The organism is Paenibacillus agri (assembly GCF_013359945.1).
Classification (GTDB): Bacteria; Bacillota; Bacilli; order Paenibacillales; family Paenibacillaceae; genus Paenibacillus_AQ; species Paenibacillus_AQ agri.
Window position 1 is genome coordinate 1 of record NZ_JABWCS010000037.1, and the last position, 243, is coordinate 243.

Annotated in this window: 1 rRNA gene; it reads left to right on the forward strand. The window is 53.1% G+C overall.

Annotated elements, in window-relative coordinates:
* Positions 1 to 243: ribosomal RNA gene (locus HPT30_RS00170) — 23S ribosomal RNA — on the forward strand; the annotation flags it as partial.

Sequence of the window (243 nt, forward strand, 5' to 3'; positions counted from 1 at the left end):
ACGTGGCGAACAACGAAACTGCCTCGGGGAGCTGTAAGCAAGCTTTGATCCGGGGGTGTCCGAATGGGGAAACCCAGCTGTGGTAATTCGCAGTTACTCATATCTGAATACATAGGATATGCAGAGGCAGACCAGGGGAACTGAAACATCTAAGTACCCTGAGGAAGAGAAAACAATAGTGATTCCGTCAGTAGCGGCGAGCGAACGCGGAACAGCCTAAACCAGGGGGCTTGCCTCCTGGGG